Consider the following 24,551-nt stretch of genomic DNA (forward strand, 5'->3'; position numbering starts at 1 on the left):
GTGAGTGGTTGAGAGGACCGTGCCATCGTCCGGTTCCACGAAGCGTTCGGGGCCAGGGCCCCCGCGTTCCTCGAAGCACCCCCACCGCACGGTCCACCGCCCCCCTCGGTCACCGGCCCGCCGTCCGCCGGTGGTTCGGGCGTCACTTCACCGGCCCGGGTCTCGTTAGGGGCTCGGGGCTGAACCGGGGGGCGAAGGGATGACGTATGCGGCAGTTTCCTCTGCAGATGCACCACATGGAGCCGGGGCGCCTGGTCGAGTGGCGGTTGCGGGCCTCGGCCGGACCGCAGGTCCCGGACCGGGGTGACGAGGGGGGCAAGAAGGCGTCCTTCAACCAGGACAAGCACTTCACCGTCGCCGAGGAGAGCCGCGCGGACGACGATCCCATGGCGTCCTGGGTGGCCGTCACCTTCGAGATCGAGGGCGCACTCGACGAAGCGGCGCTGGCCGGGGCCCTGCTGGACTTCGTACGGCGGCACGAGGTGCTGCGCTGCGAGTTCCGCCGGCTCGCCGGGGAGTTGTCCTGCGAACCGCTGGCGGCGGGCGCCCTCGCCCTGGAGGCGCGTCACGTCGCCACCTTCGACTCCGCCGAGCCGATGCGCGAGTTCCTCGCGGAACGGTTCACCCGGAGCATCGACACCCTGTCGTGGCCGCTGTTCACGATGGGCGCGGTGCTGCGTCCGGACTCCGCCACGGTGTACCTCGCCTTCGACCACATCGTCTGCGACGGCATGTCGATGCCCGTGGTCGTCCACGACGTACTGACCTCCTATGAGGCGCTGCGCCGCGGGGAGCGGGCCGCGCTGCCGCCCGCTCCGAGCTATCTGGACTTCGCCGACGCGCAGCGCCGCCGCTACCTGTCGATCGACGCGGACGACGAGCGCCTGGACTACTGGAAGTCGTTCACGGCCCGCGGCGGGGAGTTCTTCCCCCGGTTCCCGCTGGACCTGGGCGTGGAGCCGGACCGGATGTACCCGATCGTCAACGAGGCGTCCACGCTGCTGGACGCCGCCGAGACCGAGGTGTTCGAGAAGGTGTGCCGCGAGGCCGGCGGCAAGCCCTTCATGGGTCTGCTCGGCTCGGTGGGCGTGTGTCTGCGCGAGGCGGGCGGGCCCGGGGTGTACCGGGGGTTCATGCCGGTCAGTGAGCGGGGGCGGGAGGACTGGAACAACTCGGTGGGCTGGTTCGTCAACACCCTGCCGATCGAGTTCGACGCCTCGCCCGGCAAGGACTTCGTCCAGGTCATGGGCGAGGTCAGGGCGGGGTTCACCGAGATGATGCGCCACCTCGACGTGCCGTTCGTACGGGCGTGGCAGCTGCTGGCTCCCGAGGAGTTCGCGGGACGCTCCTGGCCGTACCCGGTGAACTTCTTCTCGTACATCGACATGCGCCGCTGCCGGGGGGCCGACCGGCACGACGAGTGGCGGCCCGCCGCGCACGTGTGGTCGGCGCGGGCCAACGGCACCTGCTCGTGGTTCCAGCGGGACGCGGACGGACTCCACATGAACTCGCTGTACGTGGACACCCCGGCCGCCCGCCGCACGATGGGCGACTTCCAGGAGGCGCTGCGGCTGACCGTGCAGAGCGTGGCGCGCACCGGCGGGTTCCGCAGGCCCGTCGCGCTCACGGCGCCCCGGCGGCCCGAACCGCAGGCGGTGCGCGTCAGGGGCTGAGCTCCCCGAGGGCGGCGGCACGCCCCAGCAGGAGCTCCCGCTCTCGGGCGTTGCGGGTGAGGGCGGCCGCCCCCTCGAATTCGGCGCGGGCCTCGGGACCGCGCCCGAGCCGCTCCAGCAGGTCTCCCCGTACGCTCGCCAGCAGGTGGTAGGAGCGCAGGGCCGGTTCCCGGGCGAGGGCGTCCACCAGCGGCAGGGCGGCCCCGGGGGCCGTCGGCCATGGAGACGGCGACCGCCCGGTTCAGCTCGACCACCGGGGAGGGGGCCAGTTCGGCGAGTCTCCCGTAGAGGGTGGCGATGGACCGCCAGTCGGTGTCCTTCCTCGTAGCGCGCGGCCGCCGCGGGTCCGGCCGGCCTCCGCGAGCTTGCGCGCGTACGTCTCCTCGCGGCGGACGAGGTCGACGGCCCGGTGCTTGGCGGTGGCCGTCAGCCAGGCGCCGGGCCGGTCGGGGATCCCGGAGTGCGGCCACTGCTCCAGGGCGGCGACCAGCGCGTCCTGTGCGATCTCCTCGGCGATCCCGACGTCCCGCACGATGCGGGTGACGCCGGCGTTGATCCGCGCGGACTCGGTCCTGAACACCGTCTCGACCGCCCGGGCCGCGCTCCCTGCCGTCACCGCCACCCATCAGAGCGGCCGCGACGGGGCGGGGCCAACGCGGCGCGTGGCGCGGGCCGCGGCCGGGTCACATCTCCTGGACCTCGCGAACCTCGGCGCCGACGGTCCATTCCGCCGGGTGGGTCTCCAGGAACCGCCTGGTCCACTCGAGGGTCTCCGCCTTGTCCTTGCACTGGAGGAAGGCGTATCCGCCGACGACCTCCTCGGCTCGCCGTCGCGGCGGGGCCGGGCGGCGGCCGGAGGCGGGGGCGCCGTCACCGGCTGTCCCCCGACCAGTCCCAGCGCCGGGGGTCCGAAGGACGGCGGCGGTAGAGGGCGCGGCCCCCGGCGCCGTAGCGGCCTATCTCGGTGGGCAGCCGGGCCTCTTCGGCGAGCCGCCGGGCGCTCCAGCCGGTGACGTCGAGGAGGAGCCCGTCGAGGGGACCGCCCACGAGCTCGCCGTAGACGCGGCCGGGGCGCGGGCCCGGGTCGGGGTCTTCGTGGTCGGCGCCGTAGACGCGGCGGCGCGGCATCCTGTCGTCCATGCGCCCAGCTTCACAGCCGCCACTGACAACGGGCGGTCCGGGAACGCGGGCGGACACCGCCTAGGCTGGCGGTCCCGTCCCACGCGAACCGAGGAGCACCGCCCATGGCCAGTCGGGTACACCGGCCGCTGGAGGACCAGGAATTCGACTTCATCGCCGCCATGGCGCCGGGCCCGGTCCTGGCCTGCTTCACCGGTACCTGGCCCAAGGCCGTCGAGGCCTGCCGGGAGCTGGACTCCCTCGTCGCGGAGCTGGCGGGGGACCAGGAGTACGGGGCGCGGTTCACCGCCGTGCGCGCCGACATCACGCGCTGCCCCGGAACGGTGCGGCGCTACGGGGTGACGGGTGCCCCGACCGTGGTCCTGCTGCGGTCCGGCGAGGCGGTGGCGACCCATGCGGGCCCGATGGGGAGGGCGGAGCTGCGCGCCTTCCTGGACGCGCACCTGTAGTCCGCGCGCGCCTCGGTCCGGCCCGGGCGGGGCGGGCGGGCCCGGCAGGTGTACTCGGGCAGGCTGGCCGAAAGTGGCATAGGTGGGATAGGTGCCTTAGGCATGTAATGGAGTCCGGCGAGACGGAACCATCGCTTGCGAGGTGTTGCTTTCCATGTCCGATGCCGTTGCCTTCCCGCAGGACCGAACCTGCCCCTACCACCCCCCGGCCGCCTATCAGCCACTCCGGGAGGGGCGGCCGCTCTCCCGGGTCACCCTCTTCGACGGCCGCTCCGTATGGGTGGTCACCGGTCACGCCGAGGCGCGGGCGCTGCTCTCCGACGGGCGGTTGTCCACCGACCGCACCAGGGAGTCCTTCCCCGCGCCCACCCCCCGGTTCAAGGGGTTGCAGAACCGGCGTACGGCCCTGCTCGGGGTGGACGACCCCGAGCACAACGCGCAGCGTCGGATGCTGATCCCGAGTTTCTCGGTCAAGCGGACGGCCGCCCTGCGGCCCCGGATCCAGGAGACCGTGGACCGGCTGATCGACGCGATGGAGGCCCGGGGCCCCGGGGCCGAGCTGGTGGGCGACTTCGCGCTGCCGGTGCCGTCCATGGTGATCTGTGCGCTCCTCGGGGTCCCCTACGAGGACCACGAGTTCTTCGAGGAGCAGTCGCGGCGGCTGCTGCGCGGCCCCGCGACCAGCGACGTGGAGGACGCCCGGCGGCGGCTCGACGCCTACCTGGAGGCCCTGATCCGGCGCAAGCGCGCCGATCCGGGCGACGGGCTCCTGGACGAGCTGGTCTCGACCCGTCTGGAGGCGGGCGAGACCGATGTCGAGGAGCTCGTGTCGCTGGCCGGGATCCTGCTGATCGCGGGGCACGAGACCACGGCGAACATGATCTCGCTCGGCACCTTCACCCTGCTGCGGCACCCGGAGCAGCTGGCCGAGCTGCGGTCCGACCCCTCCCTGATGCCGGCGGCGGTGGAGGAGCTGATGCGGTACCTGTCGATCGCGGACGGCATGCTGCGGGTGGCCACGCGGGAGATCGAGATCGGCGGGGTGACGATCCGGCCGGACGAGGGGGTGGTCTTCTCCACCTCGGTGATCAACCGTGACGAGGCGGTGTTCGCCGACCCCGACGCGCTCGACTGGCACCGTCCGACCCGCCACCACCTGGCCTTCGGTTTCGGCATCCACCAGTGCCTGGGTCAGAACCTGGCCCGCGCCGAGATGGAGATCGCCCTCGGGACCCTGTTCCAGCGGCTGCCCGGCCTGCGTCTGGCGGCCGATCCCGACCGGATCCCGTTCAAGCCCGGCGACACCATCCAGGGCATGATCGAACTGCCGGTGACCTGGTGAGCGCCGTGCGGATCTCCGTCAACCAGGACGTCTGCATCGGCGCCGGCCAGTGCGTGCTGACCGCGCCGCAGGTCTTCACCCAGGACGACGACGGTTTCAGCGAGGTGCTCCCCGGGCGCGCGGACGGCCACGGCAACCCGCTGGTCCGGGAGGCCGCGCGCGCCTGCCCGGTCTCGGCGATCACCGTGCGGGAGGCCGGCGGGGACGGTGCGGGCGCCTCGAAGGGGGCCCCGAAGGGCTGAGCCGGGGGCCGGGCCCTCCACCGCGGTGAGCCCCCTCCGGTCGACCGGAGGGGGCTCCTTGGCCGGCGGGAACCGCGGGGCCAGTGGTACTGCTCGGGCGGCGGCGCTACTCGAGTACGACCCGCTCCGCCTGCGGGCCCTTCGGCCCCTGGGTGACGTCGTACGAAACGCGGGCGTTCTCCTCCAGGGACTTGAAGCCCGTCCCCTCGATCGCGGAGAAGTGCACGAACACGTCGGGGCCGCCGTCGTCCTGCTGGATGAATCCGAACCCCTTCTCCGAGTTGAACCACTTCACGGTGCCAGTTGCCATCGGTACTGATCCTTCTCAACGTTCCGCTGGGACCGCTTACCCGCGGTCGTCTCGATACTGCCCACCCGCCCCGCCGGCCACACGCGGGGCGCGGCCAACCGGGCGCGGCCAACCGGGGGCCGGGTCAGGCGTCGCCGTCCGTGGCGGGCAGTGGAACGGCGGAACGGTGGGGGACGGACGGGCGCCGCGCGGACGCCGCCGCGGCGCGGCGGGGACCGCCGGCCCGGCAGCCCAGGCAGTCGGCGTGCCCGCTCCGGGCGGCGGTGTCCCGGGTGCGCCAGTCCCAGGCCTCGCGCGGGCGGGGGCCGCTCGGCTTGCCCCATCCGGCGAGGTGGAGCAGCCAGGTCACCAGCCCCGCGACCACGACCAGGCCGAGGCCCAGCCAGATCCCCGGCGTCCAGGCCGCGCACAGGGCCGCACCCGCTCCGGCGCAGCCCAGCAGGGCCAGGGTGGTACCGGTCCAGCCGGCCACCGTGTGGCCGAGGTCGACGTCGCCGTGGGCGCTCATGATTCCCCCTCGAAGGGCAGGCAGCAGTACGCTCGGAGCAGGGTCATTTACCTCACGAGCTAAGTAACTTAGATACTAAGGAGTGTGTCGGTGCACGGCAAGCCCCGCCCCGCGGCCACGGCCGGGGAGGCGATCGCGCGCATGGACCAGTACGTGGCCCTCGGCCTCATCGGCCAGCAGGAGGTGGCCCAGCTCCTCGGGATCAACGTCACCGACCTGACCTGCCTCGCCCACATCCTGGCCGCCTGCGACAAGCCCCTCTCCGCCGGTGACCTCGCCGGGCTGGTGAACCTCACCACCGGCGCCGTCACCGGCGTGCTCAACCGGCTGGAGCGGGCCGGGTACGCCCGGCGGCAGCCCGATCCCGCCGACCGCCGGCGGGTACGGGTGGTGGCCGACCCCGAGGCCGCCGCCCGGGTCATCGCCACCTACCAGCCCTTCTACGACCGGCTCGGGGCCGTGTTCGCCGAGTACACCCCCGACGAGATCGCCGTGATCGCCGACTGGTTCGGCCGGGCGACGGTCGAGATGCGGGCCCACCTCGCCCAGGTGCGGTCCGGGGAGCTCGACCCCCGGCCGGGCCGGTGACCGGCTGGTAAAATGGCCGGGAAACTTGAGGCGCGGGGCGCTTGCGGCCCGGGCGGACGCGTACGACGAGCCGGGGACCGTACCGAGGGGTACGGACCCCGGCTCGTCGCCGTTCATCCGGTGCGGGCACCGAGAGCCTCACTCTCCTCACGGAAGGTTCTGCATGAAGAACCCGTCAGCTCACGGGCGTTTCGGCATCAAGGCCGGAGCGAAGGCAGGCTCCAAGCCGGTAGCGAGGGGAGCCGGCAAGGCCCCCCGGACCCTCGGTCCGCAGGGCGAGTTCGCCATGCCGCGGACCACCACCCCGGCACTGCCCCCGGTGGCCTCGTTCGACGAACTCGGGCTGCCCCCTGAGCTGGTGAGGACCATGGCCGAGCAGGAGGTGCGGGAGCCCTTCCCCATCCAGGCGGCCACCCTGCCCAACTCCCTCGCGGGCCGCGACATCCTCGGCCGCGGCCGCACCGGATCCGGCAAGACCCTCGCCTTCGGCCTGGCCCTGCTGGCCCGCACGGCCGGTCAGCAGGCCGACCCCAAGCGGCCGCTCGCGCTGGTCCTCGTACCCACGCGCGAGCTGGCGCAGCAGGTGACCGAGGCCCTGACGCCGTACGCGCAGGCCCTGAAGCTGCGCATGGCCACCGTCGTCGGCGGGCTCTCCATCGGCCGCCAGACCAGCACCCTGCGCACCGGCGCGGAGGTCGTGGTCGCCACGCCCGGACGCCTCAGCGACCTGGTCGGACGCCGGGACGTGCATCTGGAGCGGGTGCGGATCACCGTGCTGGACGAGGCCGACCAGATGTGCGACATGGGGTTCATGCCGCAGGTCACGGAGATCCTCGACCAGGTGCACCACGCCGGACAGCGCATGCTGTTCTCGGCCACCCTGGACCGCAACGTCGACCAGCTCGTGCGCCGCTACCTGAAGGACCCGGTCTCGCACTCCGTGGACCCGCAGTCGGCCTCGGTCGGCACGATGGACCACCACGTGCTGCACATCCACGCGGCGGACAAGGTCTCCGCGGCGACCGAGATCGCGGCCCGGGAAGGCCGGGTGATCATGTTCCTGGACACCAAGCACGGCGTGGACCAGTTCGTGAAGCACCTGCGGGCCATGGGCGTACGGGCGGAGGGACTGCACAGCGGCAAGTCCCAGCCGCAGCGCACCCGGACCCTCGGCCAGTTCAAGGACGGGCTGATCACGGTCCTCGTCGCGACGAACGTGGCCGCCCGGGGCATCCACATCGACGACCTCGACCTCGTGGTCAACGTGGACCCGCCGGCCGACAGCAAGGACTACCTGCACCGCGGCGGACGCACCGCGCGGGCCGGCGAGTCCGGCAAGGTGGTCACCCTGGTCACCCCCAACCAGCGCCGTGACATGGTGCGCCTCATGGCCGACGCCAAGATCCGGCCCACCATCACCCAGGTGCGCTCCGGCGAGGCGGCGCTGAGCCGGATCACCGGCGCGCGGAGGCCGTCCGGAGTCCCGCTGTCCGGGGCGCTGCCGACCGACGCCAAGGGCCGCCCGAGCGGCACCGAGCTCGGCTTCCGGGGCATCGGCACCCGCCCGGGCCGCCCGGGCAAGGGCAAGGAGTCCCGCAAGACCATCGAGGCGCGTCAGGCCGCCGAGGCCCGCCGCGCGGCCCGGGTCCGCAAGGGCCTCTGAGCGGCCTCCGGGGAACACGGATGTCCGGCGGCGCTCCGCCGGACACCGGGAACGGCGCGGGCGTCAGGCCCGGGCGCGGCGCCGCCGGGCCACGATGGCGCGGGTGACCAGCGGTGGGAGCAGGTCCTTGGCCAGCCTGCGCCAGCGCATCCCCGGCCGGGGTGCGGGTTTCGGGGCGGCCGGGGCCGGAACGGCGGCCGGTGCGGGGACCGGCGGGTGCAGCGGCTTCGGGGCCGGCGGCACCGGGGCGCCCTCGTCACCGATGCGCACCAGCGGCTTGCCGTCGATGACGTCGACGCCGTGCCACAGGTCGGTGCGGCCCTCCAGCCAGCCGAGCAGCGCCGTCTGCTGCGGCTCCGGGTCGCCCCAGGTCGCGTACAGCTTCGAGGCGGACACGGCGATCGGGTGCAGTTCGCCGGTGGCCACGGCGGCCCAGACGGCGGCGGCGACGCCCGGACAGTGGGCGGAGCGGTAGTCGTCGAAGACCACCACGGCGTCCGGGGCAGCGACGATCCGCGACGAGGCTATGTCCTGGACGACGTGCTCGTGCAGGTGGGACGCGTCGATGTGGATGAAGCGGCAGCTGCCGGGGCGCACCTTCTCGGCGACGACGGAGGTCGGGGCCTGGATGACCGTGGGCAGCCCCCCGTGGAAGGCGAGGTAGTTCGTCTCGAACCCGCGGCGGGTGAGGGTGGGGTACGAGTCCCGCACTTCCTCCAGGTTGAAGTCGTCGGGAGCGGGCGAGTCGAAGAGGTCGCAGACGGTGAATTCCTCGCCGTCACGCAGGTACCCGCCCAGGAAGATCGCGCTCTTGCCCATGAAGGCGCCCAGTTCCAGAAGGTCGCCCGCCACGGGCGCGGCCTCGTTCTGGCGGGTCAGGAACCAGTCGAAGAGGACCTGGTCATGCGCCGAGAACCAGCCCTTCACCTCGTCGAAGGACGTGGGTGCGGGTGGTACGGGCTCGGCGTCGGGGGTGGTGACGGGAGCCTGTGAAACGTGCGACACGGGGAGTCATCCTCCAGCGGAATGGCAACGGTTCGGCGCTGATACCCGGCCAGGTAGGCAGACCATAAACCCGCGAACAGGCGTATGGCGAGAGTTCTTCCGCATTGATCGTTTCCGCTTCAGGCGGTGGCGCGCCTGTGCAGCCGCCGGGCCGCGGTGTTGCGTACGCCGCGGGTCCGGCCGGAGGCGGCCAGCAGGGCCAGCGCCTCGTCGGGGGCCGGCGACCGGGCCGCGGTGCGCTGGCACCAGTCGGAGGCGGCCGCCAGCTCCGCCCGCGGCCACTCCCCGCCGGCCTCGATAGCCTTGAGCAGGGTCCACTCGCGCAGTCGGCGGGCGGGGAACGCGTGGCCGTCGAGCACGCGGTGCAGGGCGCGGGCCCAGTCGTGGAAGGGGGTGCCGGGCAGCAGCCGTACGGCCCGGCGGTCCAGGTGGGTCACCACCGCGCTCTGCGCCATTACCGGGTCGCGGTCGCGCAGGACCTCGGCCACCGCCGCGGCCTCCCCCGCCACGCCGGCCGCCCCGGCGGCGGCGAGCCGGTCGAGGTGGCGGGCGTACCGCCAGCGGTCGGTCGCCCCCGCCTGCTGCGGAGGCCGGGCCGTCGTCGCCGGGCCGGCCGACGGCGTGCGGCGCATCTGGTGTTCTGGGCTGCCCATGGCCCATATTCCACACGACCGCCGTGCGCGGGCCCGGGGCGGGGGTGGGGGTGGGTCCGGGCGGCCTGCGGGTCAGGGCGGCCGGTGGGTGAGGACGGCCGGTCCTCGGCGGTCCGCCCGGAAGGAGAGGCGAGCCGTGCGCGCGGCCGTGCCCCGGTGGTGCGGCTCGAAGGGCGCCGGACAAGACCATGACCTGTCGGCGGGTGCGGTTGGGGTGCCTCTGCCGGGCACGTTCGGGGCCAGGAATGAAGGCACCCGAACCGGGTCCGGGGCTGTCGGAGTGGATCGTTTACGCCATGTGAGCATGCTTTCGAAATGTCGTTTGAAGGTTCGTTCGGACGTGGCGGTACATCTGAGGCGGCTCACACCCGATGTGACGCCTCCTTCCTGACAACCGAACGAAAGCTGGGCATCTCGTGCTGAAGAAGTTTCTCGTGGCCGCGGCAGCGGCGGCGATGGTGATGGGACCGGCCGCCCTGGCGCAGGCAGACGACATCGTGCGCGTCGTGGAGAACACCGTGACCATCCCCGTCGCCTCCGGCGGCTACCCCGGCCGAGCGGCGGCCCAGGCCACATGCCCGCCCGGCGAAACCCGCACCGGCGGTGGCGCCAGCGTGATCGCGGGCAACTCGCACGCGGAGCGGTACCTGCTGCACTCGACCCAGCCGATCAGCGGAGAGGCCTGGTGGGCGTTCGCCACCAACACCGACACCACCAACCCGGGAACCCTGAAGGTCTACGCCGTCTGCGCGAAGGTGGTCAGCACCCCGATCCTCACCACGCCCATCAGTTCCTGACCCGCTCGCCCACTCCCGTGGGGCGGTGAGAGGCCCACGGCACGGCGACGCTCGGCTGGGACGTTCCAGCCGAGCGTCCTGCGTGGGCGGTGGTTCGGTTCGGCAGCGGCCCGTACCGCTGCCGAACGGGTGGCGGCGCGAGAACGCGGACCTGCGGTCAGCCCTTTGACCTGCGACTTCAGTGGGCAGGGGCTCACTGTGCCGGGCCGGTCCGCCCCGGTTCCGGCTCGGGCAGCGGGGCACCGGTCTCCAGGAGGGTCTTGAGGCTGGAGACGAGCATCGGCCAGGCGGCGGAGCACATGCCGAGGAGGGTGCCGCCCGGGGTGAACCCCTCGTGGCGGACGGTGAGCCGGGCGAGGGTGTCCCCGACCGGCTCGATCTCGTACGTCACCCTGGTGCGCGGCTCACCCGCCAGCTCGGCCCGCAGCTCCTCGGCGATGCCGGCGGAGGCCGCCCACTCGGCGCTGAAGGTGTGCCAGGTGTAGGAGAGCCGGCGGTCCGGGACGCAGTCCAGCACCACCTGCTCGGGGTCGCTGGTGCGGGCCCCGCGCTCCACCCAGTCCATCGTCGAGCCCACCGCCCAGTCCGTCTCGAAGGTCAGCCCCCAGTAGCGGCGGGTGTAGGCCGGGTCGGTGAGGGCCTGCCAGACCCGGGCGGGGTCGGCCTGGATGTAGACGGTGTAGTCGATCACGCTGTCGGTCATGGCCCCATGCTGCGGGACCGGCCGCCGCGGGCCCGGCATTGGCGGGCCGGGTCCCTCACCAGCGCAGTCCCTCTTCGGGCAGTTCCACGGGCGGGGTCCGCAAGGCGGCGGGCAGGCCGAGGTGGGCGCGGGCGGCGTGCACCGAGGCGAGCTCGTGCCACCCGGCCGGGCCCCAGTCGCTGAGCTCCCGCACCTGCTCCGGGGTGGCCAGCAGCCGGGCGTACGCCGGGTCCGCGGCCGGGGCCACCGCCGTGAGCCGGGCCGCCGTGCGGGCCAGGGCCCCCCGGTCGGTGTACCGGTAGCCGAGCGGCACCGCCCCGACGGCGGGCTCCGCGTTCGGGGCGGGCAGGTGCGCGGCGCCGGTGGCGCGGGCGATGAGCAGCAGTACCCGCCCGTCGGGGGCGAAGAGCCAGCCGGAGTGGTCCCGTACGGGCAGGCGCGCGGGGACGGGGCCCGGGTGCCAGGTGCCGTGCTGCGGGGTACGGCGGCCGCGCAGGACCCCGAGGCGGTCCAGGGCGGTGGGGGTGGTGGGGCGGCCGTCCTCCAGCAGGGCGGGGCCGGCGCCGTTGATCCGGGCGCGGAGGGCGGACAGGGCGCGGCGGGCGTCGCCCGGGTCCATCAGGGCGGGCAGGTCGGCGGGCTCGGCGAAGTCGATGCCGGTGATCTCCTGGGCGGGCAGGCGCACGGAGCGGATGCGCTCCGCGGTCCAGGTGCCGCCGTCGTAGACGTGCAGGATCTCGCCGGGAAAGCGCATCTCGGGCGGGATGCCGGGGATGTCGGCGGGGATCCAGTCGACGGCGAGCCCGCGCGGGTAGTGGCCGTCGACGCCGAGTTCCTCGCGCATCTCGCGTGCCGCGGCCGCCGAGGGCGCCTCCCCGGCGTCCACGGCGCCGCCCGGCAGCAGCCGGTCCGTGCGGTAGTCGACGGTCTGGACGAGGATCCGCCCGTCCGAGTCGGTGACGAGGACCGTCGCCCCGGTCCAGAGCGCGGCGCGCGAGGCCCCGTACTCCGCCGGGGTCATCCAGGTGCCCGCACGTCCGGGGTCGTCGGTCAGCTGCGGCATCGGTACTCCGTTCACCGTGGGTGGACCAGCCGCCTGTGCAACAGCGGCTCCGGCCGCCGGGTTACGGCGGGCATCCGGGCACCCTGGGTGACCGCTCCACCGCTCCGTGCCTCCTTATTGCCGTGTTACGCCCGTCTCGCTACGGTCCGTGCTGCGGACCGGCAGTGTGAAAGCGGCTGGTCCGACCACGTACGCTCACCCGTCCGTGTGAGCGGGCGCGACCGCCGGCGCCCCCTTGCGGCAGGGTGGGCGGATGCCGTCGCACCGGACCCTGCCGCTCGCCCTGTCCCTGCCCCTGGTGCTCGCCCTGCTGGTGCTGGCCACCGGGTGCGTGACCGTACGGGCACCCGGGAAACCGCCCGCTCCGACCGGGTGGGCGCCCCGGCAGCCGGTGGCGGAGGGTCTGCCACTGGGACCGGCGCCGGATCCGGTGGCGGTGCCGTCGCCGCCCGCCGGGGCCGCGGCCCCCGCGCCACCGGCCGGTGCCCCACGGCGGCCCGACGCCCCGCCCCGCCCCGGGCACCGCTCCGACGACCGCCCGCCCCGCCGCGCCTCCCCCGCCCGGCCCGCCCGGCCCGCGCACCGCGCCCCCGCCCCGAAGCCGCGCGAGCGGCGGCCCGCACGCCCCGCGCCCCGTCCCGCGCCGCAGCGTTCGTACGACATGAGCCGTCTGTGCGAGGCGGCCCACGGGGTGGTGGATCCGGCCATCGTCGCCCTGTGCCGCTGACCGTGCGGGCCCGGGCCGGGGCGGACTGGGGCCGGGCAGGCGCCGGACGGGCGGGGACGTGGCAAATTGGGTGGATGGGCCTGCTCCGGATACCTAGAGTGACCGGGCACCCGTCGCCCGAGCTGGAGCCATCATGCGCACGCACTACCCCCGCACGGCACACCTGCCGTGGTCGCCCGGTGCCACGGCGGACGACGTCCGCGCCGCCGGCACCTCGGCGCTGGCCGGACGCGAGGTGGTCGTCACCGAGAAGCTCGACGGGGAGAACACCACCCTGTACGCGGACGGCCTGCACGCCCGCTCCCTCGACTCCGCCCACCACCCCTCCCGCGCCTGGGTCAAGGGCCTCCAGAGCCGGATCGGCGCCCGCATACCGCAGGGGTGGCGGGTCTGCGGGGAGAACGTGTACGCCCGCCACTCGCTCGCCTACGAGGAACTCGACAGCTGGTTCTACGGGTTCTCGGTGTGGGACGGCGACCACTGCCTCGACTGGGACCGCACGGTGCGCTTCCTCGGCCGGCTCGGCGTTCCCGTGCCGCGCGTCCTCTGGCGCGGGACCTACGACGAGCGGGCGCTGCGCCGGCTGCGGATCGACACCACCCGCCAGGAGGGCTACGTCGTACGGACGACGGCCGGATTCGACCGGGCGGACTTCGGGCGGTACGCGGCCAAGTGGGTGCGGGGCGGCCATGTGCGGACCGGCACCCACTGGATGCACGCGCCCGTGGTGCCCAACGGGCTCGGCCCGGCCGCACCTCTGTGGGCGGTCCGCTCCGGCTCCGAACCGGATCCGGCCGCGCTGCTCACCGCCGTCGGGGCGCCCGCGCCGGCCGGCCCGGAAGGGGAGCGGGCCGTCCGGGAGGTCACCGCCCGGCTCGACGGCGCGGGCCGCACCGGGGAGACCCGGCTGGCGGGGGTCCTGGCCGCCGCCCTGCACCGTGAGCACCGCGGCGCCCTCGCGGCGCGGCTTGCCGCGGGACCGCTCGGGATGCGCACGGCGCGGCGGGTGGCGGACCTGGTGGGCCTGTACCCGGCGCTGCGCAGGCCCTTCCCGGAGGAGGAGCGGCGGGCCGGGCTGGTGCGGATGGCCTCGGCCGCCGACCTCGGGGTGCTGCACGCGCTGGCGACGGCCCTGCCGGCGACGGCGGAGGAGCTGGAGTGCGCGCAGTGGTCGGCGCTGTGCGCCGAGGAGGCCGGCCTGCTGGGCCCTGACCCGCTCGGCGAGCTGCGCACCGGACTGCGCGGGGCGCTCGGCGACCTCGACGCGGACGCCGCCGACCGGTGCTGGGCGGAGGCCCGCGAGGCCTTCGGGCGGGGCTCGGTCTCCTCGGCGCAGGAGGCCGTCGCCGCGACCTGGCGCTGGCGGGACGGATCCGCGTACCCGCGCCTGGTACAGCTGTGCGGGCCTTCGGGCAGCGGGAAGAGCACCTTCGCGCGGACCCTGCCCGGGGTGGACGCGTACATCTGCCTGGACGACCTGCGCGGTGCCCGGGGTGCGCGCGCCGACCAGCGGGCCAATCCGGAGGTGCTGCGCGAGGGTTTGGAGCGGCTGGACCGCGCCCTGGCCGCCGGGGGCACGGTGGTGTGGGACGCCACCTCCCTGACCGAGCAGCAGCGCGGCCTGGCCGGCGCGGTCGCGCGGCGCCGCGACGCCCTGGTGACGCGGGTGGTGATGCTGGTCGGGGAAGCGGAGCTGGCGCGGCGCAACGCCGTACGGCCGCATCCGGTGCCGGAGCCCGTACGGGCCGCACAGCTGCGGCGGTTCAGCCCGCCCCACCCGGGGCAGGCGCACCGGACCCGGTACGTCGGGGCGGGCGGCACGGTCGAGGACACCGCCGGCTCCCTCGGGCCGGCCGGCGAGGGGGACGGTCTCTGATGCGCACCAGTGAGCAGCTCTACCACCAGGTCCGCTGGGACCCCCGGTTCGACCCGGCGCGGTTCACGCTCGGCCTGCTCCAGCGCGGGGCCGCGCCCAAGCGGGTGCCGCTGCCCTCCTTCGTGCCGGGCGGCGACATCCCCTGGCACCGGGTGCTGTTCGTCGAGGCGGACGGCGAACTGGTGTGGGACCGGGCCACCGGCGTCGACCGGATCGACTCGACGGGGGCCGGGCGGGTGCGGGAGCGGCGGCTGCTGTCCGCCCCGTTCTTCACTGCGAGGACCCCGCACGCCTGGGATCCGGCGGCCGGCGGCTGGCGGCCGGTTCAGGCCGGTCCGGACGGGCCGGGTCCGTACCCCGCGGCGCGCGTGCGGCTGCTGACCTGGAACACCCTGTGGGACCGGTACGACGCCCCGCGCGTCTTCACCGCCCGGCGCAGGCCGATGCTGCTGGCGGACCTGGCGGTGGCCGGCGCGGACGTGATCGCGCTCCAGGAGGTCGAACCGGCGCTGCTGGCGATGCTGCTGGCCGAGCCGTGGGTACGGGCCGGCTACACCCTGGGCACCGATCCGCAGGGCGAGGACGTCCCGGACCACGGGCTGCTGGTGCTGAGCCGGCTGCCGGTGCGGGAGGCGGGGCTGCACGTTCTGGGCCGGCACAAGGCGGTCACCGCCGTCACCGTGGACACCGCGGGCGGGCCCCTGGTCGTCGCCGCGACGCACCTGACCAGCGACCACACCGAGAACGGCGCCGACCGGCGGGAGGCCGAACTGGCGCGGCTGGCCGAGGGGCTGGGCGGGATCGACGCCGGGGTCGCGCTGCTCGGCGACTTCAACGACGGCCGCTCCGGGGCCGAGGGGCCGGCCGCCGCGCTGGGGCTGCTGGACGCGTGGAACGACGTGCACGGGCCCGGGGACGACACGCCCACCTTCGACCCCCGGGTCAACCCGCTGGCGGCGGTGGCCTCGCTGTCGGGGCGGCCCGGCCGGCTGGACCGCATCCTGCTGCGCCCCTCCGGCGGGGCGCGGGTGCGGCAGGCGGCGCTGCGGGGTGATTCCCCGGGGCCGCAGGGGCTGTTCGTCTCCGACCACTTCGGGGTGGAGGCCACCGTGGAGTACGCGGCACCGGACGCGGGGACCGCGCGGTGCGGCGTACCGGCGACGGCCCGGACGGCAGTGGCGTGGTTGCCGCCGCACGACCCGGTGGTCGCGGAGCTGCGCCGGGCGCACGACCCGCAGGCGGACCGCTGGCCGGCGCATGTGAACCTGCTGTTCGGCTTCGTGCCGGAGTCCTCCTTCGAGGAGGCGCTGCCGCTGCTGGCGGAGGTCGCGGCCGGGACGGAGCCGTTCACCGCCCGGCTGGAGGGGGTGCGGTCCTTCGGGCACCGGGAGGACGCCGCGCTCTGGCTGGATCCGGCGGCGGGCCCGGACGGTGACGCGGCGTGGCAGGAGCTGCGCCGTGCCCTGGCCGACCGGTTCCCGGGCTGCCGGGGCCGCGCGGAGGGTTGGACCCCGCACCTGACGGTGGGCCGCAGCACGGATCCCCGGCGGGCGGAGCGGGAGTTCGCGGAGCGCCTCGGGCCGGGCGGGCGTGCGGCGCGGGTCGGGGAGCTGGCGGTGCTGTCGCGGCGCGGGGACGGGCCGATGCGGGTCCGTGCCGTGGTGGAGCTGGGCACCGGCGCGGTGCGGTGGGCGGGGCCCGGGGCCGGGGCCCCGGCGGGGAGCGCCGAGGTGCCGGGCGCGGCCGGGGAGCTCGCGGCGCGGATCGCGGCGGCCCTGCCCGAGGGGCTGGTGCGGACGGCGGGTTCCCGCAGCATGGGCTGCGCGCTGCCGGGGGCCGACCTGGACCTGGTGGCCGTGCTGCCCGGGCCGGTGGACACCGCCGGGGTGCGGGCGCGGGTGGCGGCCGCGCTGCCGGAGGCGCGGCGGCTGCGCGAGGTGACGGGCGCGCGGGTGCCGGGGCTGCGGCTGCGCGCGTCCGGGCTGGACGTGGACCTGGTGCTGGTCGGCGCCGGAGAGCTGGACCCGGAGCACGCGGTGGCCCGGCGGGCGGAGCTGGGCGGGGCGGCGGCCGTGGCGCTGAGCGCCCTCGACGACGCCGACGCGGTGCGCGGCTCCGTGGGCGCGGAGCACGCCGCCTTCGCCGGCCTGGCACGGGAGGCCAAGGCCTGGGCGCGGGCACGGGGGCTGGACTCGGCGCCCTTCGGCGGGCTGCCGGGGCTGGCCTGGGCGGTCCTCGCGGCCCGGACCGTGCGGGAGGCCCCGGACCTCTCCCCGGCCGCGCTGCGGCGGGAGTTCTTCGGGACCTGGGCCGCTTGGGACTGGAGCGAGCCGGTGTCCCTGCTCCCGTCGGGCGGGACGGGCCGGTCCCCGGACCCGGTCACGGTCCTGACCCCCTGCGCGCCGGTCCGCAGCTGCACCGCGCAGGTGGGGCCGGGCCTGCGGGACCTGCTGGTCCAGGAGCTGTACCGGGCCTGGGAGGTGCTGGAGGCGGAGCCGGACGGCCTCGGCCGGCTGCTGTCGCCGCCGCCGCTGCACCGACGGCACGCGGCGTGGGCGGTGGTGACCGTACGGGGCGGTGCGGCCGGGGAGTTCGAGGAGCGGCTGGGCCGCGCCAGGGGCCGGCTGCGGGCGCTGCTCGCCGGGCTTCCGGCTGCCCACGCCTGGCCCCGGCCCTTCGAGCGGACCGCCACCCTGGCCCGCTACGCCGTCGGTCTGGGCCCGACCCCGCCGGACGCGGCCGCCCTGGCCGCCCTCGCCGGGCCCTGGGCGGCTTCCCTGCCGGGTGTGGAGGTCGACTGGAAGCCGTCGGGGGAGGTCCCGGACCTGCCGTGAGGGGACGCGCGGCCCGGTGCGGCCCCTCGGCCCGGGGCGTCGTGGATGGGCGGCCGTCGTTTCACACCTCGATGACGATCTTGCCCGCGGTGTGGCCCTCCTGGCTGAGGGCGAAGGCCGCCGCGAGTTCGGAGAGCGGGAAGGTCCTGGCGACGGTGACCGTCAGGCGGCCCTCGTCGGCGAGGCGGCCCAGGGCCGTGAGGTCCGCGGAGTCGGGGCGGACCCACATCCACTGGCCGCCCGCCCCCAGGACCGCGTGGTCGGCGATGGAGGCGTGGCGTCCGCCTTCGGCGAGGACGGCGCGGGTGACGTCGACGACGCCCCCGACGAAGTCGGCGACCACGGTGGCGCCCTCGGGGGCGAGGGCGCGGACGCGTTCCGTCAGTCCGTCCCCGTAGGCGACGGGTTCGCAGCCGAGTTCGCGCAGCCGGTCGTGGTTGCGCGGGGATGCGGTGCCGATGACGCGGGCGCCGAGGGCGGCGGCGATCTGGACGCCGAGGGAGCCGACGCCGCCCGCCGCGCCGTGGATGAGGACCGTGTCGTCCTTGCCGGTGCCGAGGCGGGTGAGCAGCTGGTACGCGGTCAGTCCGGCCAGCGGCAGGCCCGCCGCCTGCTGCCAGTCGAGGGAGGCGGGCTTGGCCGCGAGGCAGCGTACGGGGACGCTGACGAACTCGGCGAAGGTCCCGCCGTGCACCCAGTCCTTGCGGGCGTACCCCATGACGGCGTCGCCGACCGCGAACTCGGGGGCGTCGATGCCGACCCGCTCGATGGTGCCGGCCACGTCCCAGCCCGGGACGACGGGGAACACGGCGTCCATCAGGCCGTCGAGCCCACCCGCCATGATCTTCCAGTCGACCGGGTTGACCGCCGCGCAGCGCACCCGGACGAGGACCTCGCCGGGCGCGACCTTCGGCAGGGGCAGACGGGTCTCGGCGAGCACCTCCGGCCCGCCGTAGGCCTGGTACGCCATCGCCCGCATGGTGTCCTCGGTGTCCTGCGACATGGATACGGCCTCTCCTCGAACCCGGACCGGCGGAATCGCCCCTGGGCCCATCCCATCACGGGAGGCCGCCCGCGCCGCTGAGCGCAACGCCGCCGCCCGGCCGGTGCGGCAGCGGCGGGCCGGGCGGGCCCGCGGACGGGCCGGCCTCACTCGTACTCGGTGCCTCCCTTGCGCGTGAGGTAGGCCGGGCTGACCGCCTTCGCGATGGCCCTGCCGCCGACCACCGGGCTGTACCGCTCGGCCGCCGGCCGGATGACGACCCCCTCACGCAGGTGCAGGCTCCGCCCGGAGACGGTCTCCCGGCCGCTCGCCAGTTCCAGTACCGCCTCCAGGGCGTACGGCCCTTCGAAGAGCCGGGGAACCAGAGGGAGTTCGCCGTCCGGGAACACCTCTTCCGGGTTCAGCCAGCGCACCCGGCCGTCGATCTCGGCGGCCACGTCGAAGACGGCGTACCCGGGCGGCGCGTCGGCCGTCGCGGCCTGGACCCCGTACGCCAGGTCCTGCACCCCGGCCCCGTACACCTCACCGAAGACGCCGACCCGGCTCGCGCCCAGCCGCTCGGCCAGCCGGGCCGCGGCCCGCGCCGCTCCGTGGCCGCGTACGGCGCGCCAGTAGACGTTGCGCCCGTCCTCCTTGAGCGCCAGCCCCTTGGCGCCGACTCCCTTGGAGGAGACCAGGACCCGCTCCTCCCCCGCGACGTAGGTCAGCAGGCAGGCCGTGCCGTGGAGCTTCTCCGTCAGGACGACCGGCTCGCCCTCCTCGAAGATCCGCGGGTAGCGCTGGAGGTTCTCGATGTCCACCCACGGCAGCAGGTCGGGCGCCGCCTCGACCTCACCGGCCATCGTCGTGGGGACGGGCGGCGACCATTTGACGATGCCCAGCGCCTCCGCGAAGTCGGTGCCCTCCTCGGCCGCGCCGGCCAGGTCCACTCCGGCCAGCGCGCGGGGCAGGCAGACCAGGCCCTGGGAGAGCTCGCCGCGCAGCCGGACCGCCTTGACCCGGTCGTGGGAGCCTCCGGCGAGGCGGCCCGTCAGGCCCAGTTCCTCGATCAGGGCGCCGGGCAGGACCGCCTGTTCGGGTATGTAGAGGGCGAAGTCGCCGGTGCGGTAGGCGCCTTTGGCGACGACGGCGCGGTAGAGGCCCACTTGGGCCAGCTCCAGCGCGTCGGCGTTGGGATGCTCGTGGACGGTCAGTTCTTCCACGGTGACTCGCAGGGTGGACATGGGCGCCTCCTGGCGGACGGGACGGGTTCGGATGTCCCGGCCACTTTCGGCGCCACCATTTCCGCTGGTCCAGCGGATTCTCCGGGTGTTAGCCTGCCCGCACGCGGAGCCCATCCGCCTTTACCGGCACGGAGGTTCGCATGCCGCGTCGCCCCGTCACGGTCGTCACCGGAGGCAGCCGTGGCATCGGCGCCGCGACGTGCGGGCGGCGGGCGCACGCCGCGTGACCGTACGCGGGGACACCTCCCGCGAGGACGCGGTGGAGCGGCTCTCCGACATCGCCGGGTCGGAACTGGGCCCGGTCACGGGGCTGGTGAACAACGCCGCGGTGACCGGCCCCGGGTCCGGCTCGCCGAGGCCCGGACCGAGGACCTGCGCGGCGGGCGGTGAGCCGGGCCGGGGGGCGCCGGCCGGGGCTCCGCCTTCGCCTTCGCCTCCGTCCCGCCGCTCCCGCCGCTCCCGGCCTCAGCCGAAGGCCGCGCGGGTCGCCGGGCCGTAGACGCCGGTCGGGTCGCCCTTGATGTCCCGGTCCCGCTGGAGCTGCGCGACACCGCGCTTGGTCTGCCCGTCGTAGACCCCGGTCACCCGCACGTACGTGAACCCCTGCCCGTACAGCCGCTCCTGGAGGGCGCTGACCTCGGGCCCCTTGTCCCCCGGGCGCAGGGTCCCGGAGGACCCGGCCGGCTGCTTCGCGGAGCCCTCCGGCCCCGGGGTCGCGGAGCCCGTCGGCTTCGCCGAGGACGGGGACGCGGTGGGGGTGTGCCGGGTGGCGGAGCCCGAGGGCGCCGCCGTGGCCGCCCGGCTCCGTACGTCGGAGTCCCCGGCGCCCGGGCTGCGGGCGGGCAGCGCGGGCAGGACCAGGTCGGGCCGGCCCGCGGCCGGCGCGGGCTCCGGTTCGGGCGCGCTCACCAGGAACGCCAGCGCGCCCGCCCCGGCCAGCGCCAGCAGCGCGAGGACGGTCAGCGGCAGCCGGCTCCGCCGCCGCGGGGGCGTGCGACGGCGGGCCGCGGCGACCGGAGCACCGGCCGGGGCCGCGGGCGGCACGGGCGGCAGGGGCTGTGTCGTGTCCGCCGGCCCGGACGGCTCCGGGAACCCCGGGCCGGACGGCCAGGCGGGGTAGGCGGAGCCGGACGGGTCCTCCGGCACGGCGACGTACGGGCGTACGAACAGGTGGTCGTCGGGCTCGGGCCCGCTCTCATGGGGGTGTGGGGACACGGTTGTCTCCGGGCGCGGACGGGGGCCGGTGCGGCGGTGCGGAACCGGCCCCCGTCCAGCCGGTCAGGCCCTGCGCCGCCGGGCGGCGAGGGCCGGGCCCGCCCCCTGGGCCGGCACGGTGAACGGGGCGCGGGCGGATATCGGCATGGGGGACTTCTCCGAAGTGCGGCTCATTCGGTGGCTCTTGAGCGGACTCTCGCCGTCCGCCGCCGCTTCGTCAAGCCGGGTGTCCGTTCCGCCCCATGCGTCCGTTCTGCTCCGGCAGCGGGTCGGGGGCGGCGGAGGCGGCCGGCCGGTGGTCCGGGACCCCGCCGGCCGGGCCTCCGGCCCCCTCCCCCTCCCCGCCCCCGTCCCGGCGGGTGGCGGCCGCCGCCGTCAGGGCGGCCGCCAGCATCAGGGCCGCGCCGGTGAGCGGGGCCGCCGGCACGGAGACGCCGTCCACCACGAGCCCGCCGGCGAGGGCGCCCGCCGCGATGGCGAAGTTGAACATGGCCACCATCAGGGACGAGGCCGCCTCGGCGGCCAGCGGCGCGGCCTGGAGCATCCAGCGCTGCAGGCTGACGGAGACCCCGCCGTAGACCAGGCCCCAGACCAGCAGGAGCGCGGTGCCGGCGAAGGCCCCCGGCAGGACGGCGATCAGCGCCAGTACGGCGGTGAGGATGGCACTGACGGTCAGCAGCGTACGGCGGGCATCGCGCGGGCCGGCCAGGAAGTTGCCCGCGACCCCGGCGAGGCCGTAGCCGAGGAGCAGGGTGCTGACCAGGCCGGAGTCGACGCCGGAGACGTCCCGCAGGATCGGCCGCACGAAGGTGTAGGCGGCGAACTGGCCGGTCACCACCAGGAAGGTGACGATCACTCCGGCCCGGACCCCGCGGTTGCGGCGCAGCAGGGCGGGCAGCTCGCGGAAGGCGACGGGCCCGGCCGGGGGCAGCGCGGGGAGCAGCAGGAACAGGGCGACGGCCGTGAGGGCGCCGAGCACCCCGACGGCGGCGAAGGCCGTGCGCCAGCCGCCCAGCTGACCGAGAAGGGTCCCCGCGGGAACGCCGAGGACCGAGGCGGTCGGCACCCCGGCGAAGATCAGGGCCGTGGCCCGGCCGACGTGGTGCTCGGGGACCAGCCGGACGGCGAGCCCGCCCGCGACGGCCCAGAACCCGCCGACGCTGACGCCGACCAGGACCCGGGCGGCCAGGACCACGGTGAAGTCCGGGGCGTACGCGACGGCGAGGTTGGCGACGGCCATCAGGGCGATCAGCACGCACAGCAGGTGCCGCCGGTCCGTCCGGGCGGCTCCGACGGTGACGAGGGGCGCGCACAGGCCCGCGACGATCCCGGGGACGGTGACCATCAGCCCGGCGGTGCCGTCGGACACCCCCAGTGCGGCCCCGACGGGGGTGAGCAGCCCGATCGGCAGGAGCTCGGAGGTGATCAGGCAGAAGATCCCCAGTGAAACGGCCCCCACGGCCGCCCACCCCCGCACGGAACTCCGCCCGCCGGCGGCCGGAGGGCCGGGGTCCGTCGGGCGCGGTGGGGGCGTCGGGCCGGGTTCGGGCCTCGGGGCGGGGTCCGTCGGGCCGGACGCGGGCGTCGGGCCCGGTCCGGGCGTCGGGGTGGGGGCGGGAACGCTGGACGCGGCTGGTTCGGTCATGCTCGGCACTCCGTACGGCGGGCGGGCGGTGACGGGCACGGCGGCACCGGGCCCCGGGGGTCGCGCCTCCCCCGTCGCCCGCACTGCCGTACCGTGCCGATCGCGTTGCCGCCCATTCTGCGACCGCCGGGGCCGTTCCCGGCCACCCCCTGAAGGATCAATTCGGCAACATCCGGGGCCGTCCCTCCGCCGCCCCCGGGGTCACCCGGACGCGTGAGCGCCGGGATCCGGCCGGCCCGGACTACGGCATGGTGGTCGGATGCAGTTACGCCGGGCCACCCTGCCCTTCTCCCTTCTCGCGCTCCTCGCCAGCGCCGGCTGCGTCTCCGTGGGGCCGGAGTCCGGCGCGCCCGGTCCGGCACGGGGCTCCGTACCGCCCGTGGACGCCCCGGACTCGCCCGACACCCCGGACTTCACCGGAGCCCACCACACCCACGACCCGCCGCCGGAGCTTCCCCCGCCCCTGGGCGAGGTCCCCGAGCCGGACCCTCGGGTGCCGCCGCCCGCCCGCCGGGCCCGCCCGGCCGCCGAGCGGCCCGCCAAGCCCGCCGCCCCCCGGCACGCACGGCCCCCCAAACCGGCGCCGCGCGTGCCGCGCCCGGTGCGCGGGGAGGAGCTGTGCGAGGCGGCGGAGGGGACCGTGCCGCCGTCCATCGTGGACCTGTGCGTGCGCCAGTACGGCCGCTGACCCCCGGGGCGGTGGGTCCCCGCGCCCTCAGGGAGCCGCCGGCTCCCTGAGGGACCGACGGCGGTCGCGGACGGCCGCGCAGCGCCGGGCGGTGCCCCGGCGGGCGGTGCGCAGCCTGCGCACCGCGCTGTGACCGCGACGGCTCCACTCGGCGCGGGGCAGCCCGGCACGCTGGCCGCCGCCGGTGATCAGGGCGTTGACGGGGGCGTGCGGGTCGGCGGCGACCCCCTTGGCGATCAGGACGCCGACGACGAGCGGAACCAGCGCGACGGCCAGCGCGGAGCCGGCGGCGGTGACGTGCCCGAGGCGGGGGCGGGCGGGTCCGGGTGCCGAAGTGTTCATACCGTCATTGCAGCAGCGGCGGCGCGGCGGGGAATCGGGGCGGATACTCAGGCCGTTGGTCATGGGGTACTCAGACGGCGGGGGTGGAGAGGTGACGGAACCCGGGGGCGGGGGCTTCGAGGCGGCGACCGGCGACGGCCCGGAGCCGTCCGGTACGGGGCGGGCGGCGGAGGTGCGCACGGCGTACGAGGGGCTGCTGCAGATCCGGCGGCTGCTCGCCGGCGGGACGGCGGTCCCGGCGCCCTGGGAGCTGCGGGCGGCGGCGCGCTCCGTGGCCCTGGTGCTGGAGGCGGCCGGCTTCCCGCCGTCGGCGGTGGACGGATCGGGGCGGCGCGTGCGGACCGGGTACCGGGTCGTGCCGGGCGCGGACCGGGTGGAGGTCACCTGGGCCGGCCCGGCCGGTGGCGGCGCGGCCCTGGAGGAACAGGAACGGCTGAAGGCCTGCGCGGCGGAGCTGGAGCGGCACGGCTGGGACTGCCTGCTCTACCGGGGCCCCCGCGGCCGCCGGTTCCTGGAGGTGGAGGCGCCGGGCGGCCGGGGCACCCCGTGAGGGGCCGCCCCGGCCGTCGGCGACAATGCCGTCATGACCCGCCACACCGGTACCGCGATCTCGGCTTTCGGGGTCCTCGCCTGTTCGGTGCTCCTCGTCGGAGCCGTTCACGACTACCGGACGGGGGCGTCGCCCCTGTGGATCGCGGCCGGTGTCCTGCTCTTCCTGGGGGCCGCCTTCACCCTCGTGCGGGACGTGCGGCGCTCGCGGGCACGGGCGTCGGCCTGACCCGCGGCGGGGCCGTCGCCGGCCCGTGACGGGCGACGGCCCGGGGAGCGCGTTCCCGGCGTCGCCGGCGCCGGGAGCGCGCCC

General features: G+C 75.8%; 25 protein-coding genes and 2 pseudogenes. 14 read left to right on the forward strand and 13 right to left on the reverse strand.

Features of this window, described 5'->3' with window-relative positions; all coding sequences use genetic code 11:
- The first annotated feature begins 206 nt into the window (after positions 1–206).
- A complete protein-coding gene (locus ACZ4WZ_RS01105) occupies positions 207–1,673 on the forward strand; it encodes a condensation domain-containing protein (RefSeq protein ID WP_467883812.1) in 1,467 nt (488 codons plus the stop codon).
- On the opposite strand, the pseudogene ACZ4WZ_RS01110 reads toward ACZ4WZ_RS01105, so the two are convergent.
- Positions 1,663–2,295: pseudogene (locus ACZ4WZ_RS01110) on the reverse strand (sigma factor). The gene ACZ4WZ_RS01105 and the pseudogene ACZ4WZ_RS01110 overlap by 11 nt on opposite strands.
- Positions 2,296–2,543: 248 nt before the next feature.
- Positions 2,544–2,813, reverse strand: a complete 270-nt coding sequence (locus ACZ4WZ_RS01115; protein WP_467883813.1) for a hypothetical protein — start codon at positions 2,811–2,813, stop codon at positions 2,544–2,546.
- A 104-nt stretch (positions 2,814–2,917) separates the two neighbouring features.
- Here ACZ4WZ_RS01115 and ACZ4WZ_RS01120 point away from each other — a divergent pair, with 104 nt between their 5' ends.
- From ACZ4WZ_RS01120 to ACZ4WZ_RS01130, 3 genes are all read left to right on the forward strand, one after another.
- Positions 2,918–3,262, forward strand: coding sequence for a thioredoxin family protein (locus ACZ4WZ_RS01120; RefSeq protein WP_467883814.1), 345 nt, complete (start codon positions 2,918–2,920; stop codon positions 3,260–3,262).
- Positions 3,263–3,416: 154 nt separating this feature from the next.
- Entirely contained in the window at positions 3,417–4,604 is a 1,188-nt protein-coding gene (locus ACZ4WZ_RS01125) for a cytochrome P450 (RefSeq protein WP_467883815.1), read from the forward strand.
- A 5-nt stretch (positions 4,605–4,609) separates the two neighbouring features.
- Entirely contained in the window at positions 4,610–4,846 is a 237-nt protein-coding gene (locus tag ACZ4WZ_RS01130; protein WP_467884197.1) for a ferredoxin, read from the forward strand.
- 106 nt (positions 4,847–4,952) lie between these two features.
- Here ACZ4WZ_RS01130 and ACZ4WZ_RS01135 read toward each other — a convergent pair whose 3' ends face one another.
- Together ACZ4WZ_RS01135 and ACZ4WZ_RS01140 are read right to left on the reverse strand one after the other, a co-directional pair.
- Positions 4,953–5,156: a cold-shock protein gene (locus tag ACZ4WZ_RS01135; RefSeq protein WP_388936371.1), complete on the reverse strand. Its 204-nt coding sequence runs from the start codon at positions 5,154–5,156 to the stop codon at positions 4,953–4,955.
- Between the two features lie 124 nt (positions 5,157–5,280).
- On the reverse strand, positions 5,281–5,664 hold the full coding sequence (locus tag ACZ4WZ_RS01140) for an HGxxPAAW family protein (protein ID WP_467883816.1): 384 nt from the start codon (positions 5,662–5,664) through the stop codon (positions 5,281–5,283).
- Between the two features lie 90 nt (positions 5,665–5,754).
- Here ACZ4WZ_RS01140 and ACZ4WZ_RS01145 point away from each other — a divergent pair, with 90 nt between their 5' ends.
- Together ACZ4WZ_RS01145 and ACZ4WZ_RS01150 are read left to right on the forward strand one after the other, a co-directional pair.
- Positions 5,755–6,252, forward strand: a complete 498-nt coding sequence (locus ACZ4WZ_RS01145) for a MarR family winged helix-turn-helix transcriptional regulator (protein ID WP_388936377.1) — start codon at positions 5,755–5,757, stop codon at positions 6,250–6,252.
- 163 nt (positions 6,253–6,415) lie between these two features.
- The gene (locus ACZ4WZ_RS01150) at positions 6,416–7,915 is read left to right on the forward strand and encodes a DEAD/DEAH box helicase (RefSeq protein ID WP_467883817.1); all 1,500 of its coding nucleotides are present in this window, start codon (positions 6,416–6,418) and stop codon (positions 7,913–7,915) included.
- 63 nt (positions 7,916–7,978) lie between these two features.
- Here ACZ4WZ_RS01150 and ACZ4WZ_RS01155 read toward each other — a convergent pair whose 3' ends face one another.
- Both ACZ4WZ_RS01155 and ACZ4WZ_RS01160 read right to left on the reverse strand, forming a co-directional pair.
- Entirely contained in the window at positions 7,979–8,920 is a 942-nt protein-coding gene (locus tag ACZ4WZ_RS01155; RefSeq protein WP_467883818.1) for a class I SAM-dependent methyltransferase, read from the reverse strand.
- A 119-nt stretch (positions 8,921–9,039) separates the two neighbouring features.
- On the reverse strand, positions 9,040–9,573 hold the full coding sequence (locus ACZ4WZ_RS01160) for a hypothetical protein (RefSeq protein WP_467883819.1): 534 nt from the start codon (positions 9,571–9,573) through the stop codon (positions 9,040–9,042).
- Positions 9,574–9,989: 416 nt separating this feature from the next.
- On the opposite strand from ACZ4WZ_RS01160, the gene ACZ4WZ_RS01165 reads away from it, so the two are divergent.
- Positions 9,990–10,370 (forward strand): hypothetical protein, encoded by a 381-nt coding sequence (locus ACZ4WZ_RS01165; RefSeq protein ID WP_467883820.1) that lies wholly within the window; start codon positions 9,990–9,992, stop codon positions 10,368–10,370.
- Positions 10,371–10,563: 193 nt separating this feature from the next.
- Here ACZ4WZ_RS01165 and ACZ4WZ_RS01170 read toward each other — a convergent pair whose 3' ends face one another.
- Complete coding sequence (locus ACZ4WZ_RS01170; protein ID WP_467883821.1) at positions 10,564–11,073, reverse strand: SRPBCC family protein; 510 nt, start codon at positions 11,071–11,073, stop codon at positions 10,564–10,566.
- 55 nt (positions 11,074–11,128) lie between these two features.
- Positions 11,129–12,136 carry an NUDIX domain-containing protein gene (locus tag ACZ4WZ_RS01175; protein ID WP_467883822.1) on the reverse strand — a complete coding sequence of 336 codons (1,008 nt, stop codon included), beginning with the start codon at positions 12,134–12,136 and terminating at the stop codon, positions 11,129–11,131.
- 253 nt (positions 12,137–12,389) lie between these two features.
- Between ACZ4WZ_RS01175 and ACZ4WZ_RS01180 the strand changes: the two genes are divergently transcribed.
- The 3 genes from ACZ4WZ_RS01180 (at position 12,390) to ACZ4WZ_RS01190 (ending at position 17,573) form a co-directional block, all read left to right on the forward strand.
- Complete coding sequence (locus ACZ4WZ_RS01180; protein ID WP_467883823.1) at positions 12,390–12,863, forward strand: hypothetical protein; 474 nt, start codon at positions 12,390–12,392, stop codon at positions 12,861–12,863.
- A 133-nt stretch (positions 12,864–12,996) separates the two neighbouring features.
- Positions 12,997–14,739, forward strand: coding sequence for an RNA ligase family protein (locus tag ACZ4WZ_RS01185; RefSeq protein ID WP_467883824.1), 1,743 nt, complete (start codon positions 12,997–12,999; stop codon positions 14,737–14,739).
- Entirely contained in the window at positions 14,739–17,573 is a 2,835-nt protein-coding gene (locus ACZ4WZ_RS01190; RefSeq protein WP_467883825.1) for a poly(A) polymerase, read from the forward strand. Before ACZ4WZ_RS01185 ends, ACZ4WZ_RS01190 begins: the two co-directional genes overlap by 1 nt.
- A gap of 61 nt (positions 17,574–17,634) precedes the next feature.
- Here the strand turns inward: ACZ4WZ_RS01190 and ACZ4WZ_RS01195 are convergent, their stop codons facing one another.
- Together ACZ4WZ_RS01195 and ACZ4WZ_RS01200 are read right to left on the reverse strand one after the other, a co-directional pair.
- Positions 17,635–18,552: an NADP-dependent oxidoreductase gene (locus tag ACZ4WZ_RS01195; RefSeq protein ID WP_467884199.1), complete on the reverse strand. Its 918-nt coding sequence runs from the start codon at positions 18,550–18,552 to the stop codon at positions 17,635–17,637.
- 170 nt (positions 18,553–18,722) lie between these two features.
- Complete coding sequence (locus tag ACZ4WZ_RS01200; protein WP_467883826.1) at positions 18,723–19,799, reverse strand: RNA ligase (ATP); 1,077 nt, start codon at positions 19,797–19,799, stop codon at positions 18,723–18,725.
- Positions 19,800–19,939: 140 nt separating this feature from the next.
- Here ACZ4WZ_RS01200 and ACZ4WZ_RS01205 point away from each other — a divergent pair.
- Positions 19,940–20,139 (forward strand): annotated as a pseudogene (locus tag ACZ4WZ_RS01205) (oxidoreductase); the annotation flags it as partial.
- 125 nt (positions 20,140–20,264) lie between these two features.
- Here ACZ4WZ_RS01205 and ACZ4WZ_RS01210 read toward each other — a convergent pair.
- Together ACZ4WZ_RS01210 and ACZ4WZ_RS01215 are read right to left on the reverse strand one after the other, a co-directional pair.
- Positions 20,265–21,014, reverse strand: coding sequence for a peptidoglycan-binding domain-containing protein (locus tag ACZ4WZ_RS01210; RefSeq protein ID WP_467883827.1), 750 nt, complete (start codon positions 21,012–21,014; stop codon positions 20,265–20,267).
- Positions 21,015–21,231: 217 nt separating this feature from the next.
- Positions 21,232–22,473, reverse strand: a complete 1,242-nt coding sequence (locus ACZ4WZ_RS01215) for an MFS transporter (RefSeq protein ID WP_467883828.1) — start codon at positions 22,471–22,473, stop codon at positions 21,232–21,234.
- Positions 22,474–22,918: 445 nt separating this feature from the next.
- Between ACZ4WZ_RS01215 and ACZ4WZ_RS01220 the strand changes: the two genes are divergently transcribed.
- A complete protein-coding gene (locus tag ACZ4WZ_RS01220) occupies positions 22,919–23,347 on the forward strand; it encodes a hypothetical protein (protein ID WP_467883829.1) in 429 nt (142 codons plus the stop codon).
- Between the two features lie 27 nt (positions 23,348–23,374).
- On the opposite strand, the gene ACZ4WZ_RS01225 is transcribed toward ACZ4WZ_RS01220, so the two are convergent.
- Positions 23,375–23,689 carry a hypothetical protein gene (locus tag ACZ4WZ_RS01225; RefSeq protein ID WP_467883830.1) on the reverse strand — a complete coding sequence of 105 codons (315 nt, stop codon included), beginning with the start codon at positions 23,687–23,689 and terminating at the stop codon, positions 23,375–23,377.
- Positions 23,690–23,750: 61 nt separating this feature from the next.
- Here ACZ4WZ_RS01225 and ACZ4WZ_RS01230 point away from each other — a divergent pair, with 61 nt between their 5' ends.
- Both ACZ4WZ_RS01230 and ACZ4WZ_RS01235 read left to right on the forward strand, forming a co-directional pair.
- Positions 23,751–24,239: a hypothetical protein gene (locus tag ACZ4WZ_RS01230; protein ID WP_467883831.1), complete on the forward strand. Its 489-nt coding sequence runs from the start codon at positions 23,751–23,753 to the stop codon at positions 24,237–24,239.
- Between the two features lie 33 nt (positions 24,240–24,272).
- Entirely contained in the window at positions 24,273–24,467 is a 195-nt protein-coding gene (locus ACZ4WZ_RS01235) for a hypothetical protein (RefSeq protein ID WP_467883832.1), read from the forward strand.
- Positions 24,468–24,551: the final 84 nt, after the last annotated feature.

The organism is Streptomyces sp. NPDC029122 (assembly GCF_055569445.1).

Bases quoted from the DNA above. Each gene is read 5' to 3' on its own strand.
- ACZ4WZ_RS01125 (WP_467883815.1), top strand. From the start codon at position 3,417: ATGTCCGATGCCGTTGCCTTCCCGCAGGACCGAACCTGCCCCTACCAC.
- ACZ4WZ_RS01230 (WP_467883831.1), top strand. From the start codon at position 23,751: ATGGGGTACTCAGACGGCGGGGGTGGAGAGGTGACGGAACCCGGGGGC.
- ACZ4WZ_RS01135 (WP_388936371.1), bottom strand. From the start codon at position 5,156: ATGGCAACTGGCACCGTGAAGTGGTTCAACTCGGAGAAGGGGTTCGGA.
- ACZ4WZ_RS01150 (WP_467883817.1), top strand. From the start codon at position 6,416: ATGAAGAACCCGTCAGCTCACGGGCGTTTCGGCATCAAGGCCGGAGCG.
- ACZ4WZ_RS01185 (WP_467883824.1), top strand. From the start codon at position 12,997: ATGCGCACGCACTACCCCCGCACGGCACACCTGCCGTGGTCGCCCGGT.
- ACZ4WZ_RS01140 (WP_467883816.1), bottom strand. From the start codon at position 5,664: ATGAGCGCCCACGGCGACGTCGACCTCGGCCACACGGTGGCCGGCTGG.
- ACZ4WZ_RS01115 (WP_467883813.1), bottom strand. From the start codon at position 2,813: ATGGACGACAGGATGCCGCGCCGCCGCGTCTACGGCGCCGACCACGAA.
- ACZ4WZ_RS01200 (WP_467883826.1), bottom strand. From the start codon at position 19,799: ATGTCCACCCTGCGAGTCACCGTGGAAGAACTGACCGTCCACGAGCAT.
- ACZ4WZ_RS01190 (WP_467883825.1), top strand. From the start codon at position 14,739: ATGCGCACCAGTGAGCAGCTCTACCACCAGGTCCGCTGGGACCCCCGG.
- ACZ4WZ_RS01175 (WP_467883822.1), bottom strand. From the start codon at position 12,136: ATGCCGCAGCTGACCGACGACCCCGGACGTGCGGGCACCTGGATGACC.
- ACZ4WZ_RS01195 (WP_467884199.1), bottom strand. From the start codon at position 18,552: ATGCGGGCGATGGCGTACCAGGCCTACGGCGGGCCGGAGGTGCTCGCC.
- ACZ4WZ_RS01120 (WP_467883814.1), top strand. From the start codon at position 2,918: ATGGCCAGTCGGGTACACCGGCCGCTGGAGGACCAGGAATTCGACTTC.
- ACZ4WZ_RS01220 (WP_467883829.1), top strand. From the start codon at position 22,919: ATGCAGTTACGCCGGGCCACCCTGCCCTTCTCCCTTCTCGCGCTCCTC.
- ACZ4WZ_RS01170 (WP_467883821.1), bottom strand. From the start codon at position 11,073: ATGACCGACAGCGTGATCGACTACACCGTCTACATCCAGGCCGACCCC.
- ACZ4WZ_RS01105 (WP_467883812.1), top strand. From the start codon at position 207: ATGCGGCAGTTTCCTCTGCAGATGCACCACATGGAGCCGGGGCGCCTG.
- ACZ4WZ_RS01225 (WP_467883830.1), bottom strand. From the start codon at position 23,689: ATGAACACTTCGGCACCCGGACCCGCCCGCCCCCGCCTCGGGCACGTC.
- ACZ4WZ_RS01180 (WP_467883823.1), top strand. From the start codon at position 12,390: ATGCCGTCGCACCGGACCCTGCCGCTCGCCCTGTCCCTGCCCCTGGTG.
- ACZ4WZ_RS01235 (WP_467883832.1), top strand. From the start codon at position 24,273: ATGACCCGCCACACCGGTACCGCGATCTCGGCTTTCGGGGTCCTCGCC.
- ACZ4WZ_RS01160 (WP_467883819.1), bottom strand. From the start codon at position 9,573: ATGGGCAGCCCAGAACACCAGATGCGCCGCACGCCGTCGGCCGGCCCG.